14 protein-coding genes are annotated in these 13665 nt (G+C 61.0%); 4 read left to right on the top strand and 10 right to left on the bottom strand.

Annotation, left to right across the window (positions count from 1 at the left end):
• The first annotated feature begins 178 nt into the window (after nt 1–178).
• Together trxB and E4P32_RS01610 are read left to right on the top strand one after the other, a co-directional pair.
• Complete coding sequence (gene trxB, locus E4P32_RS01615) at nt 179–1132, top strand: thioredoxin-disulfide reductase (RefSeq protein WP_116433557.1); 954 nt, start codon at nt 179–181, stop codon at nt 1130–1132.
• 82 nt (nt 1133–1214) lie between these two features.
• A complete protein-coding gene (locus tag E4P32_RS01610; RefSeq protein ID WP_116433558.1) occupies nt 1215–1868 on the top strand; it encodes a Smr/MutS family protein in 654 nt (217 codons plus the stop codon).
• Between the two features lie 14 nt (nt 1869–1882).
• Here E4P32_RS01610 and E4P32_RS01605 read toward each other — a convergent pair whose 3' ends face one another.
• On the bottom strand, nt 1883–2770 hold the full coding sequence (locus tag E4P32_RS01605; protein ID WP_116433559.1) for a LysR family transcriptional regulator: 888 nt from the start codon (nt 2768–2770) through the stop codon (nt 1883–1885).
• A gap of 5 nt (nt 2771–2775) precedes the next feature.
• Complete coding sequence (locus E4P32_RS24015) at nt 2776–2922, bottom strand: hypothetical protein (protein ID WP_158559713.1); 147 nt, start codon at nt 2920–2922, stop codon at nt 2776–2778.
• Here E4P32_RS24015 and E4P32_RS01600 point away from each other — a divergent pair.
• A complete protein-coding gene (locus tag E4P32_RS01600) occupies nt 2921–3931 on the top strand; it encodes an aldo/keto reductase (protein ID WP_116433560.1) in 1011 nt (336 codons plus the stop codon). The genes E4P32_RS24015 and E4P32_RS01600 overlap by 2 nt on opposite strands.
• A 29-nt stretch (nt 3932–3960) precedes the next feature.
• On the opposite strand, the gene E4P32_RS01595 is transcribed toward E4P32_RS01600, so the two are convergent.
• From E4P32_RS01595 to E4P32_RS01580, 4 genes are all read right to left on the bottom strand, one after another.
• Nucleotides 3961–5142: a PA0069 family radical SAM protein gene (locus E4P32_RS01595; RefSeq protein ID WP_116433561.1), complete on the bottom strand. Its 1182-nt coding sequence runs from the start codon at nt 5140–5142 to the stop codon at nt 3961–3963.
• A 102-nt stretch (nt 5143–5244) separates the two neighbouring features.
• A complete protein-coding gene (locus tag E4P32_RS01590) occupies nt 5245–6336 on the bottom strand; it encodes an ABC transporter substrate-binding protein (RefSeq protein WP_158559714.1) in 1092 nt (363 codons plus the stop codon).
• Between the two features lie 77 nt (nt 6337–6413).
• Nucleotides 6414–6752, bottom strand: coding sequence for a P-II family nitrogen regulator (locus E4P32_RS01585; RefSeq protein ID WP_007881397.1), 339 nt, complete (start codon nt 6750–6752; stop codon nt 6414–6416).
• Nucleotides 6753–6849: 97 nt separating this feature from the next.
• Nucleotides 6850–8463 (bottom strand): NAD+ synthase, encoded by a 1614-nt coding sequence (locus tag E4P32_RS01580; protein WP_116433563.1) that lies wholly within the window; start codon nt 8461–8463, stop codon nt 6850–6852.
• Nucleotides 8464–8542: 79 nt separating this feature from the next.
• Here E4P32_RS01580 and E4P32_RS01575 point away from each other — a divergent pair, with 79 nt between their 5' ends.
• Nucleotides 8543–9694, top strand: coding sequence for a GNAT family N-acetyltransferase (locus E4P32_RS01575; RefSeq protein ID WP_116433564.1), 1152 nt, complete (start codon nt 8543–8545; stop codon nt 9692–9694).
• 67 nt (nt 9695–9761) lie between these two features.
• Here the strand turns inward: E4P32_RS01575 and ppa are convergent, their stop codons facing one another.
• The 4 genes from ppa to E4P32_RS01555 form a co-directional block, all read right to left on the bottom strand.
• Nucleotides 9762–10301 carry an inorganic diphosphatase gene (ppa, locus tag E4P32_RS01570; protein WP_116433565.1) on the bottom strand — a complete coding sequence of 180 codons (540 nt, stop codon included), beginning with the start codon at nt 10299–10301 and terminating at the stop codon, nt 9762–9764.
• 167 nt (nt 10302–10468) lie between these two features.
• Nucleotides 10469–11668, bottom strand: a complete 1200-nt coding sequence (locus E4P32_RS01565; protein WP_116433566.1) for a heme biosynthesis protein HemY — start codon at nt 11666–11668, stop codon at nt 10469–10471.
• A gap of 16 nt (nt 11669–11684) precedes the next feature.
• Nucleotides 11685–12854 carry a uroporphyrinogen-III C-methyltransferase gene (locus E4P32_RS01560; RefSeq protein WP_116433567.1) on the bottom strand — a complete coding sequence of 390 codons (1170 nt, stop codon included), beginning with the start codon at nt 12852–12854 and terminating at the stop codon, nt 11685–11687.
• Nucleotides 12851–13633, bottom strand: a complete 783-nt coding sequence (locus E4P32_RS01555; RefSeq protein ID WP_233526588.1) for a uroporphyrinogen-III synthase — start codon at nt 13631–13633, stop codon at nt 12851–12853. The genes E4P32_RS01560 and E4P32_RS01555 overlap by 4 nt, the downstream gene beginning before the upstream one ends.
• Nucleotides 13634–13665 lie beyond the last annotated feature (32 nt).

Raw genomic sequence — 13665 nt, 5'->3', positions numbered from 1 at the left:
CTTCGTCTATAATCTTAACCGTTTTGCAGCGCAATATAGGATAAACGGCAACATAAGCCGCAGTCTTCCGGCATCGCAGCCGGTCATCCTCGCGCGCGCATTGAAATCCGGCAGTCCGGCATCATTTTAATGACATGCCGCTGCGCCCCACTTCTGTTCAGTTCATTAAGAGTATTTTATGACCACGTCCAAACACGCCAAGGTTTTGATTCTCGGTTCCGGCCCCGCCGGCTACAGTGCTGCCGTCTACGCAGCCCGCGCCAACCTCAATCCGGTGCTGATCACCGGCGTCGAGCAAGGCGGCCAGCTGATGACCACCACCGACGTCGAAAACTGGCCCGGCGATCCGATGGGCGTGCAAGGCCCGGAACTGATGCAGCGCCTGCTGCAGCATGCCGAGCGTTTCAATACGGAAATCATTTTTGATCACATCCACACCACCAAGTTGTCGGAACGGCCATTCCGCCTGATCGGTGACTCCGGCGAATACACTTGCGACGCACTGATCATCGCCACCGGCGCTTCGGCGCAATACCTCGGCCTGCCTTCCGAAGAAGCCTTCATGGGCAAGGGCGTGTCGGCCTGCGCCACCTGCGACGGCTTTTTCTATCGCGGCAAGGAAGTCGCGGTGGTCGGCGGCGGCAACACCGCGGTCGAAGAAGCGCTGTATCTGTCCAACATCGCCAGCAAGGTCACCATCATCCATCGCCGCGACAAGTTCCGCGCCGAACCTATCCTGATCGACCGCCTGCTGCATAAGGTTACCGAAGGCAAGATCGAGATCAAGTGGCACCACACGCTGGAAGAAGTCGTCGGCGATGAAAGCGGCGTCACCGGCATCAAGATCAAGTCGACCCAGGACGGCAGCGTCACGCCGATCACCCTGCACGGCCTGTTCATCGCCATCGGCCACAAGCCGAACACCGGCATCTTCGAGGGCCAGCTCGACATGCATAACGGCTACATCAAGACCCGCACCGGCCTGGAAGGCTTCGCCACCGCTACCAGCATCAACGGCGTGTTTGCCGCCGGCGACGTGCAGGATCACATCTATCGTCAGGCCATCACCAGCGCCGGCACCGGTTGCATGGCCGCGCTGGACTCCCAGCGCTATCTGGAAGGCCTGGAGTAATTAGCTTGTCGATCAGCTTGTAATCCTCAGCCCTCCCTCTTCATCGCGGGAGGGCTTTTTCAATTTTCACCGGTGCGCGATCATGGCGACTATAAAGGATTTTTCGGCGCTCAAGTCATTGCGCAAGGATCTCAAGGCGCAGGAAGAAGCGCGCCTCGCCGCCGAACGCCAGCGCCTGGAAGATGAAAAACGCCTGCGCGCCGAAGCCGATATTTTCCGCAGCAGCGTCGGCAAGATAGCGCCGCTGCGCAGCAACGAAAAAGCCGCCCTGTTCCCGCCACAACCCTTGCCGATCGCACGCCACCACATCGCCGACGAACAGGCCGCGTTGATGGAATCGCTGTCCGACGAATTCACCTTCGACACCCTGCTCGACACCGACGAAAACCTCAGCTTCGCGCGTCCCGGCGTAGGCAGCGACGTGCTCAGCAAATTGCGGCGCGGTCATTGGGCAATCCAGAACCAGCTCGACCTGCACGGCCTGCGCCGCGATGAAGCACGCGAAGCGCTCGGCGAATTCCTGCGCCAGGCGCGCCGCCGCGGCCAGCGCTGCGTGCGCATCATCCATGGCAAGGGCCTGGGCTCGGTCAACAAGGAGCCGGTGCTGAAACAGAAAGTGCGCAACTGGCTGGCGCAGAAGGACGAAGTCATCGCCTTTTGCCAGGCCCAGCCGGCAGACGGAGGCTCGGGTGCTCTCATCGTGCTGCTGCAATCGAGCGCGCCGGCCAGCCGCTAGCGCCACTGGAACCGCTAGCGAATTTTCAGTATCTCGGCCAGCCAGTCGACGAACACCCGCACGCGCGGCGACAGATGCCGGTTGTGTGAATACACGATCGCTACCGGTAACGGCGGCGGTTTGAACTCCGGCAGCACTTCTTCGATCACGCCCTGCGCCAGCAAGTCCTCGGCGCCCAGCAAAGGCGCCTGCACCAATCCCAGTCCCGCCAGGCAGCACGCCATGTATGCTTCCGAGCTCGCCACCGATACCTGGCCGCGCAGCTTCAAGGTTTTCAGCTCGCCGTTCTGCATGTATTCCCACGGCAGCTCGCGGCCGGTGCGGCTGGAAAAGTAATTGATCATGGTGTGCTGCTCCAGCTCCGCCAGCGTACGCGGACGGCCGTGACGATCAAGATAGGCCCTGGACGCGCAAGTGATCTGCTCCATCGCGCCGATGCTGCGCGCAATCAACGTCGAGTCGCTGAGGATGCCGACGCGCACCACGCAGTCGACGCCTTCGCCGATCAGGTCGACGAAGCGGTCGCTGGCGTTGAGCTTGACGCGGATGTCCGGATAGCGCGCGAAGAATTCCGGCAGGCGCGGAATCACGCTCTTGTGCGCCAGCCGTTCGGGCAGGTCGACACGCACCACGCCTTGCGGCTGCTCGTTGTCGAACAGGTTTTCGACATCCTGGAATTCCGCCAGCAAGCGCTGGCAACGTTCAAGATAGGCAGCACCGTCATCGGTCAGCGTGACCTTGCGCGTGGTCCGCTGCAGCAGGCGCACGCCGACGCGCTTTTCCACCGCCTGGATGGCGTTGGTCACGGTCGCCGCCGGCAAGCCCATCTGCTCGGCAGTCTTGGTGAAGCTGCCCAGTTCGGCGACGCGCACGAATACTTCCATTGCCTGCAAGCGGTCCATAATAATTATTGATATTCGAATAAAGAAATCATTTTAACGCTATTTATTCGAAATTCAACAAGTCCGATAATACCGTCCATGCGCCAAAGAACGGCTGCCATCGCCCTTTCTTCGACAGGCGCGCCCACATTTTGACTGGAAGGAAGCATCATGGAACACCGCATACTCGGCCGCAACGGCCTGTCTTCGTCGGCTCTCGGCCTCGGCTGCATGGGCATGTCCGATCTGTACGGCCCGGCCGATGAACAAGCCGGCATCGCCACCATCCACGCCGCACTGGACGCCGGCGTCACGCTGCTCGATACCGGCGACTTCTACGGTATGGGGCACAACGAAATGCTGATCCGCGAGGCCCTGCGCAGCACGGGAGGCGATGGCAACAGTCGCGACAAGGTCCAGCTGAGCGTAAAATTCGGCGCCATGCGCGACGCCGGCGGCAACTGGGTCGGCATGGACAACCGTCCGGCGGCGGTCAAGAATTTCCTGGCCTATACGCTGCGCCGTCTCGGCACCGACCATATCGACATCTACCGTCCAGCACGCCTTGATCCGAACGTGCCGATCGAAGACACCGTCGGCGCCATCGCCGATGAAATCAAGGCCGGCCGCGTGCGTCACATCGGCTTGTCGGAAGTCGGTGCAGACACCTTGCGCCGCGCCCACGCCGTGCATCCGATCACCGATTTGCAGATCGAGTATTCGCTGATCTCGCGCGGCATCGAAAAGGACATCCTGCCGACCTGCCGCGAACTCGGCATCGGCATCACGGCCTACGGCGTGCTGTCGCGCGGCCTCATCAGCGGTCATTGGGATGCGTCGCGCCAGCTGGCGGCGAACGACTTCCGCAGCCACAGTCCGCGCTTCTCGGCCGACAATCTGGCGCATAACCTGTCGCTGATCGACGTGCTGCGCAGCGTCGCCGCCGACAAGCAAGCAACGCCTGCACAGGTCGCGATCGCCTGGGTGCTGGCGCAAGGCAGCGACATCGTGCCGCTGGTCGGCGCACGTCGCCCGGAACGTCTGGCCGAATCACTGGGTGCACTCAAGCTCACCTTGACCGCTCAGGATCTGGCGCGCATCGAAGAAGCGATTCCGGCCGATGCCGCGGCGGGCGATCGCTATGCCGCGCATGCGATGGCGCATCTGGACAGCGAGAAGTAAACCATCGCTGTAACGCCTCACACGGCCGGTCAGAACAAATGGAACTGACCGGACGGCGACGCCCGCGCCGGCCGTGCGGGCGCCACGAACTGGGACGCGTCGAGCATATCGAACCAGCCGCGCTCATGCATGCCGCTGCGCTGCACGGCCTTTTCAAAACGCTGGCGTATCAGCTCGGCCCACACGCCTTCCCCGCGCATGCGCGTGGCGAAGTCGGAGTCGTTGTCCTTGCCGCCGCGCATCTCGCGAATGCGGTTCATGACACGGTTGGCGCGCTCCGGAAAGTAAGTCTGCAACCATTGCTGGAACAGCGGATTGACTTCCCACGGCAAGCGCAGCACGGTGTAACCGGCGCGTCGCGCACCAGCGTCGGCGGCGGCCGCGACAATGGCCTCCAGTTCCGGTTCGTTGATGAAGGGAATCACCGGCGCAACGCTGACGCTGACCGGAATGCCCGCCTCGGCCAACGTACGAATCACGCGCAGGCGACGTGTCGGCGTGGCTGCGCGCGGCTCCAGCTTGCGCGCCAGCGCCGGATCGAGCGTGGCGATGGTGACGGCGGCGATCACCTGCCGCCGTTCAGCCATCGGCGCGAGGATGTCAATGTCGCGTTCGATCAGCGAGGACTTGGTGATCAGCGCAGCCGGATGCCGGCAATCGCTGAGTATCTGCAATACGCGCCGCGTGATCTGCAGCTCGCGCTCGCAGGGCTGGTAGGCGTCGGTGTTGATGCCGACGGTGATCGTCTCTGGCACATAAGATGGCTTCGCCAGTTCGCGCAGCAGCAGTTCAGGCGCGTTGGTCTTGGCGAAAATCCTGCTCTCGAAATCCAGTCCCGGCGACAGGCCGAGGTAGGCATGCGTGGGCCGTGCAAAGCAATACACGCAGCCGTGCTCGCAACCGCGATACGGATTGAGCGACACGTTGAACGGCAGGTCGGGCGACTTGTTGCGGCTGATGATGGTTTTGGCGGTCTCCTCGGTGACGATGGTGGGCACGGCTGCCGGTTCGTCGCCTTCGCCATTTTCTGATTCAGGCACACCCCAGCCGTCATCGAAGCCGACGCGCTGCTCCACCTCGTAGCGCCCCTGTATATTGCTGACCGCACCACGCCCCTTGCGCGCGTCGAACACGCGCGTGAACGTCTCGCCTTCGCTCTCGCGTACTTGTGTGATTTGCAACGGCACTTTGCGGTAACCGGAGTTGCTCATGGGTTCATTGCCTCTGCATTTTAATACTGTACATATATACAGTATTTTATATCAGATGCAACGGCGATCGCAAAGATCGGACGATCCCGCGAATTGACGGTTTCAGTTCATGAAGCGCGCATCTTTGGTCATGGTCGCAATGTCCACGTACATCGAACCCTGATGGTTGGTGGCGGAGAAATTGACGACGTAGCCGCCGCCGTCGTAATTGCGCGCATTGATGCTTTCGAGCGCGCGGATCAGGCGCTCGCGCGTCAGATTGCGCCCCGCCCGCTTCAAGCCTTCCACCAGCACGCGGGCTGCAATATAGCCTTCCAGGCTGGTGACGGTGAATTCCTCGTAACCTGACTCAGCCATGCGCTTGCGGTATTCGGCAACGAGCGGCATTGAAATGCGCCACGGCAGCGGCACCACTTGCGTGACCAGGATGCCGTGCGCCAGCTCGCCCAGTTCGCTGGCCAGTTGCTTGTTGCCGACGAAGGACACGGCAAAGAACTGCCCGAGGAAGCCGCGGTTTCGCAAGCTGCGCACGATGCGGGCGTTGATCTGGGAATCGGCCTGAACCAGCATGACGACGTCGGCCTGCACGCTCAGCGTTTTGTCGATCAGGGGCTCGAGGTTGACGCCGCCGTGGTTGATGCCGATGCTGGTCAGCTCAATTGCCTCGCGGCGTGCGCGATTTTCGACGTCTTGCTTGATCATCACGCCGTGCTGGTCCTGCTGATACAGCAGCGCCAGCTTGCGTATGCCTAGCCAGTTCATGTTGCGCAGGAAGTAGGCATATTCGTCGGCATAGCTCGCACGGATCGAAAACAGATGGCGATCGAAAGGCGCATGGAGCGCACCGCCGGTGAACGGGGCAAAAAAAGGCACGCCCGAGCGCGACGCGATCTGCAGACCGGCCTGGCTGGTCGGCCATCCGACGAATCCGAACAGCGCAAACACGCCGTCACGCTCGATCAACTGACGCGTGTTGTAGGCTGCCAGGGATGGGGAATATTGGTCGTCGCGAGTCAGCAGTTCAATGCGTCTGCCGTTCACGCCGCCTTGCAGGTTGATCTTGTCGAAATAGGCTTTGGCGCCGATCAGCGCCTGGCGCGCGTATTGCGCCGTGGGGCCCGACATGCCGGCCGATTGCCCGAGCAGGATGCGGGTATCGGAGACGCCGGCGTCGGCATGTGCAGGGGAGAGCAAACACGTTGACAATAAGATCGGAAAAATTCGAAACAACCATCGAAGCTGCTCCGACATGCGATCTCCCCTTCACGGTGTTATACCGCTTCCGCTCCTGTCTCGCCGGTGCGGATGCGAATGACCTGTTCGACTTCTTGCACAAAAATCTTGCCGTCGCCGATCTTGCCGGTGCGCGCCGCCTTGATGATGGCGTCGACCACCGGTTCCACCACGCTGTTGTCGACCACGACTTCGATCTTCACCTTGGGCAGGAAATCGACGACGTATTCGGCGCCGCGATACAGCTCGGTATGGCCCTTCTGGCGACCGAAACCCTTGACTTCGGTAACGGTCAGTCCGGTGACGCCGACTTCGGCCAGCGACTCGCGAACTTCGTCCAACTTGAACGGTTTGATGATAGCAGTGACTTGCTTCATGGCTATTCCCTCCTTATAAAATGTCGCAGAAAATCGAATTAAATCAATAAAAGTTTTTACAGAACACTCTTAATTATGTGCGCTGAACAACGTAATGTTATTCGCGGAATCTTGACGTAATCGGATATCGCCAGTCGCGACCGAAAGCCCTGTGGGTGACCCGGATACCCACCGGCGCCTGGCGCCGCTTGTATTCGTTGATCTTGATCAGGCGCGTGATGCGCTCGATATCTTCCTTCTGGTAACCGGCCCGCTCGATCTCGACTATGCCGAGATTTTCTTCCATGTACATCTGCATGATGGCGTCGAGGACTTCATACGGCGGCAGCGAATCCTGGTCCTTCTGGTCGGGACGCAGTTCGGCCGACGGCGCACGTGTCAGGATGCGTTCGGGAATGACTTCGGAAATGCTGTTGCGGTAAGCGCACAAACGATAGACCAGCGTCTTGGCGATGTCCTTGATCACCGCGAAGCCGCCGGCCATGTCGCCGTACAGCGTGCAGTAGCCCACCGCCATCTCGCTCTTGTTGCCGGTGGTGAGGACGATGGAACCGTATTTATTGGACAGCGCCATGAGCAGCGTGCCGCGGATGCGTGCCTGGATGTTTTCTTCGGTAGTGTCTTCCTTGAGTCCCTTGAACTCTTCGGACAAGGTGCTGCGGAAGGCCGAGAAACAATCGTTGATCGAAATCTCGTCGTAGCGCACCTTGATGCGTTCGACCATGTCGCGCGAGTCAATCCAGGAAATATCGGCGGTGTAAGGCGACGGCATCATGATCGCGCGCACCTTGTCGGCGCCCAGCGCATCGACCGCGACGGCCAGCGTCAGCGCCGAATCGACACCGCCGGACAGACCGATCAGCACGCTAGGGAAACCGTTCTTGCCGACGTAATCGCGCACGCCCAGCACCAGCGCCTGGTACACCTGCGCTTCAATCGACAGCGCCGGCGCCATCTGTGGATTGCGGATCTGCACACCGTCGAATTCGATGACCTGCAAATCTTCCTGCGCATGCGCCAGGCTGGCGACCAATTCGCCGGCGATATCCATGGCGAAGGAATTACCGTCGAAAATCAATTCGTCCTGGCCGCCCACCAGATTGGCGAACACCAGCGGCATGCCTTGCTTGGTCACGTTGTCGCGCATCACGTCGAGGCGCAGCGACTGCTTGTTCATGTGGTACGGCGAACCGTTCAGGATCAGCAGGACTTGCGCACCGGCTTCCTTGGCGCGGGCAGGCGCGCGCGGGAACCAGGTGTCTTCGCAGATGTTGATGCCGAATTTCGTGCCCTTGACGTCGAACACCAGCGGCGTGCCGTCGGGTGTGAAGTAGCGCTTCTCGTCAAACACGCTGTCGTTGGGCAGCTCCAGCTTGTGATAGCTGCCGGTGATTTTGCCGTTGAGCAGAACCGATGCCGCATTGAAGCGGGCACCATCCTTGAGCACCGGATGACCGACGATGACGTGCACGTCTTTCAACCCGGCCAGCTCGGCCGTAAGCGCTTGCAACGCTTCGTCGGTTTTTGCGTAGAATGCCTGACGCAGCAACAGGTCTTCAGGCGGATAGCCTACCAGCGACAATTCCGGCGTGAGGACGATGTCCGCACCCAGCGCTGCGGCACGGCGAGCGAATTCGACGATTTTGTTGCGATTGCCCGAGATATCTCCAACGGTGCTGTTGATCTGGGCGATGGCGACTTTGACTGACATGATGGCGACAAGTAAGAAATGACGGTAAGAAAATGACGAAGAGTACGGACGCAACACCGGTGCCGGGGAGCTGCACGCAGTGAACGCAGAGTCTCATTATCGCACGCGAATCATTTCTTCTCTGGCAGAAGTTGGCCAGCCGGCATGGGATGCGCTGCTTGCCGCCCAGGCCGACGCCACGCCGTTTTTGTCCTATGCTTTCCTGCATGCGCTGCATGAAAGCGGCTCCGCCGCCAAGGACACCGGCTGGGAGCCGCAATACCTGACGCTGTGGCAAGACGACGCCTTGAAGGCGGCATTGCCGCTGTACCTGAAATATCACTCCTACGGCGAGTACGTGTTCGACTGGGCCTGGGCCGAAGCCTACGAGCGTCACGGCCTGCCCTACTACCCCAAGTTGCTGTCGGCAATTCCATTCACGCCGGTCACGGGCGGCCGGCTTCTCGCGGTTGACGACATCGCGCGCCAGGCGCTGGTGCAGGCGCTGCAGCAACTTCAGGAAGCCGCGCAAACGTCCTCCACCCACGTGCTCTACCCGCCGGCGGCAGAGGCGCAGACGCTGGCTGAAGCCGGCTTCATGCTGCGCAGCGGCGTGCAGTTCCACTGGCATAACGAAGGCTACCGCGACTTCGCCGAGTTCCTGGCGACGCTGGAACGCAAGAAACGCAAGAACATCCTGGCCGAACGGCGCAAGGTAGGCGAAGCAGGCGTGACATTCCGCCATCTGCGCGGCCACGAAGCCGGTGAAGCCGACTGGCGCTTTTTCCACCGCTGCTACCGCCACACTTATGCGGCACACCATTCGACGCCTTATCTGAACCTCGATTTTTTCCTGCGTATCGCCGCCGGGATGCCGCAGCACCTGCTGCTGACAGTGGCCTACCGCGACGGCAAACCGGTCGCCTCGTCGCTGGTGATCTATGACGACGACGCACTGTACGGCCGCTACTGGGGCGCGCTGGAAGAAATCCCCTGCCTGCATTTCGAAACGGCTTACTACCAGCCGCTGGAATTCTGCATCGACAACAAGATTGCCTGGTTCGAAGGCGGCGCCCAGGGCGAGCACAAGATGGCGCGCGGTTTCCTGCCGCAGAAAACCTGGTCGGCGCACTGGCTGGCGCATCCTTCGTTTGCCGACGCGGTGGAACGCTTCCTTGAGCGCGAAGGCGGCGGCATCGACGATTACCTGAGCGAACTCAACGAGCGCAATCCGTTTCGAGATTCGACGTGACTGCGACCGGCGCAAAAAAAGCGCACCCGCGGGTGCGCTTTTTTATCGGCAATGCCTGGACTGCAGATTACTTGGCTTGCTGCTTCTTGAAGGCTTCGACGCCGGCCAGAATTTCTGCCTTGGCGGATTCCGGACCTTCCCAGCCGTCGATCTTGACCCATTTGCCCTTTTCCAGGTCTTTGTAGTGCTCGAAGAAATGCTGGATCTGCTTCAGGCGCAGTTCGTTCATGTCTTCCGGCTTTTGCCAGTGTGTGTAAATCGACAATACCTTGTCGACCGGCACGGCCAGCAATTTGGCGTCGACACCGGCTTCATCGGTCATCTTGAGCACGCCGATAGGACGGCAACGCACCACTACGCCCGGGAACAGCGGGAACGGCGTGATCACCAGCACGTCGACCGGGTCGCCGTCTTCGGACAGGGTTTGCGGGATGTAACCGTAGTTGCACGGATAGTGCATCGCGGTGCCCATGAAACGGTCGACGAAAATGGCGCCGCTATCCTTGTCCACTTCATACTTGATCGGATCGGCGTTCATCGGGATCTCGATGATCACATTGAAGTCGTTGGGCAGGTCGCGGCCGGACGGGACGTTATTCAGGCTCATGGTGCTTTCTCGTAAAGAAATGAAGGGATGGGAAAACCCGAGATTATAACGGCATTCAGGCCATCAGCATCAATCCGCGCCGAATCCGCAAGCTCTTGAAAACAGGCAATAAAAAAAGCCGCCGGGTCGTCGCAACGCCCCGGCGGCTCTTTTTTATCGGAAGAAAACTAGCGGATCGCCGTCGCCAGCGCGCATTGCTTGTAATGTGCCGCAGCTTGCTCATGCTGGTCGAGCGCATCATGCAGCTGCGCCAGGCTCAGGTGCGATTCACGCACCGTGCGCGGCTCAAGGGCATCGGACAAGGCTTGCTCCAGATGCCGCTGGGCCTTGCCCCACAGCTTCTGGCGCAGGCAGAACATGCCCAGCGTCAGCGCCAGTTCGGCATCGGTCGGACGTTTCGCCAACCACGCTTCGCAGCGCTCGATCTGCGCCAGCAAGGCCGGCGAGCCGGCTTCGGCCGTTGAATCACGGTAGGCGCGGATCAGGCGATCATCCCAGTCGGCGGCCAATGCACGTTCCAGCAGCGTGCGCGCTTCATCGTGCAGGCTGCGGCTGCTGAAAGCCTGAGCGGCGCGTGCGGCAATATAAGGTTTCAGGCGATCGGCGTTGGGCACCTCGGCCCACAGGCGGCGAATCGATTCGGCATCGTGCGAACGATCCGACAGCAAGGCGTCGTAGGCCATTTCGCGCAAGCGGTTGGACAAGGCCGGATGCAGCGCATTGCGCTTGTCCAGCGTTTGCACCAGACGCAGCACTTCTGGCCAGTTCTTGGCTTGCTGGTTGGCCTTGAGCGCCCATTGCAGCGCCTGGATGTGGCGCGTGCCGTTGGCGTTGAGCTCATCGACGGTATCGAGCGCGGCCTTGAACTGGTGATCGTCGACCAGCAATTCCAGCGTCGTCATCAGGCGCGCGGCCTTGAGTCCATTGTCGCCGTCGGTGCTGGCCAGCCAGATGTCGCGGCGGTCGGTCTGGCGCATACGGTGCGCTGCACGCGCACCGACCAGTGCGGCGATGCCGGCGTTGTCGGGCAATTCGGCAGCGCGCGTGGCGGCTTTTTCAGCGTGACCGAAGCGGCCTTCGAAGAAAGCCTTGATCGAATCACGCAAAGCCTTGTTGCCGTCGTTTTCACGCTTCTGGCGGCGATAGGCGATCACGCGGCCAGGCAGCTTTTGGGTCAGGCGCACGGCGCGGATCAGCACGTACAGCGCGATGAACAGCACCACCACGGCGGCCAGGAAGAAGTTGAGCGACAAATCGACGCGGTACGGCGGATAGAACAGCACGACGTTGCCGGGATTGAAGCGCGCCAGTACCGCCAGGCCGATGGCGGAAGCAAACAGGGTCAGGAGCCAGAGGAGAATTCGCATATTTCTGTCGTCTTAATTAACGGCGGCCTTTGTAATTGCGCACCGCGTTGATGCTTTCGCTGAGCGTCGGCATCTGGATCGACAGGTTGCTGCCCTGGACTTGCTTCAACATTGCCTGCGTGGTCTGCACTTGCTTGGCACGAGTGTCGAAGTACTTGGCGATGGTGTCTTGCGCTGCGGCCAGGTCGTTGCGGAACGCAAACTCATTGCGCGACAGCAGCGCCAGGCGTGCGTTGAGCAGGCGCAGCTTGAGGTTTTCACGGGCGTAATACGCCTGAGTCGGCGACAGCAGCAAGGCGTCCGGCGTATCGACGCTGCGAATGCGCACCAGTTGCTTCAATTCGGTCCACATCTCGGCGCTGAAGCTTTGCCACTTTTCTTGCGCATCGGCCAGCCAGTCGCTTGCCGGTGCGGCAGCCGGCTGCTCCTTGCCGTTCACCTTGGCAGCAGCTTTGGGAGCGGCGCGCATCGGTTGCTTCTTCGGTTCGGTCACCGACATCACGGGTTTTTCGTCCGACAGCAAAGGCATGCTGTCGATCTGGCCGATGACGCTGTCGAGGCGCACGGCGATACCGGGCACGTCAACCGTCGGCAAGGCTTTCAGGCGGTCCTGGTCGCGCGCGATGGCGCGGCGAATGGCGATGAATTGCGGCTTGTCGGAGCGCGACAGGCTCTTGTCGGCGTTTTGCAAGGCGATCAGCGCACCCTGGACGTTGCCGGCCAGTTCCAGCTGCTGGCTGGCGGTCGAGAGCACTTCTTCGATTTCCGAGAGGGCCCAGTCATCGCGGTTCTTGGAGAGATCTTGATACAGCTGTTCAAGCGCCAGTTGCTGGCTTTGCGACTCGGCCTGCTTGCTGTCGAGCACACTGACCTTGGCTTGCAACTCCTTGGTGCTTTCCTGGACGGTCTTGAGCACGCCCTTGACTTCGGTGTTGGCGACGTCGCCGGTTTGCAGGCGGCGCGCGACTTCTTCGCGCAGGCCGCGGATTTCGCTGTGCGAGACCCACCACTGCGCCACCAGCACGATGGCGAGAATCACCACCAGCAAGGTCAGCAGCCGCAGGCGCTTTTTCAGCACGCCGTTGTCCGAAGGTGTAAAGGAAGGGAGCACCGTGCTCGCCTGCAGTCCGGGGGCCGCTTTCGCGTCCGGCTGGTTCTGGTCGGGGGAGGATTGCAGTTCGTTCATGCAGGGGATTGTAACGCGGCAATCAGGCGTTCGTCCCCTGATCCGGTCATGGTCACATGGGAGAAACCCAGCGAGTGCGCTGTTTCAGCGATCCGCTGGTGCGAAACGATGATTTCATTGCGTTGTAGTTTTGCAACACAGTCCTGTCCCAGTGCATCGGCCGTGATCTGCAGCAGGTTGCGCAAAGCCTCGGAACTGGTCACCACCCATTCGCTGCCGGCGTCGATCAGGCTGCGCAGATGCACTGCCTTTTCAGCGTCGATTTTCGGCAGCAGGCGTTGATACGCGGTCACGTGGTCGACTTCCACTTGGCTGGCGCGCAGCATGTCGGTCAGGAAGTCACGCCCGGCCTGGCCGCGCACGATCAACACGCGTTTGCCGCGCAGCGCGTCGAGATTGAGTGATTTGAACAATTCTTCGGAATCCATGCGCTCGCTGTTGCGCGGCGCGTGGATGGTGGCGTGGGATTCGTCGACGCCGTGGCGCTGCAAGGCCAGCCGGCTGCCTTCGCCGACGATGCCGATGGCGACATTCCCCGGCCACGACGGAATGAACTGGAAGGCGGCATCGATGGCGTTGGGACTGACGAACACCACCAGCGCATACCGCTCCAGCATGGACAGCACGTGTTGCAGTTCGGCGCTGTCGGCCACCGGCGCGATTTCCAGCAAGGGAAAAATCACCGGCATGCGGCCGATCGCCGTGACTTGCGTGGCGAACGCGCCAGCCTGCGCCAAGGGACGCGTGATGACTACCGGCCTGGCAGCGAGCTCCTTCACGGCGTTCCCTTCAGTTCAGAGAGTAAAGAGGG

The organism is Herbaspirillum sp. 3R11 (genome assembly GCF_004563925.1).
In the GTDB taxonomy this organism is placed as follows: Bacteria; Pseudomonadota; Gammaproteobacteria; order Burkholderiales; family Burkholderiaceae_D; genus Herbaspirillum.
This window is presented reverse-complemented; position numbering and strand designations above follow the sequence as displayed.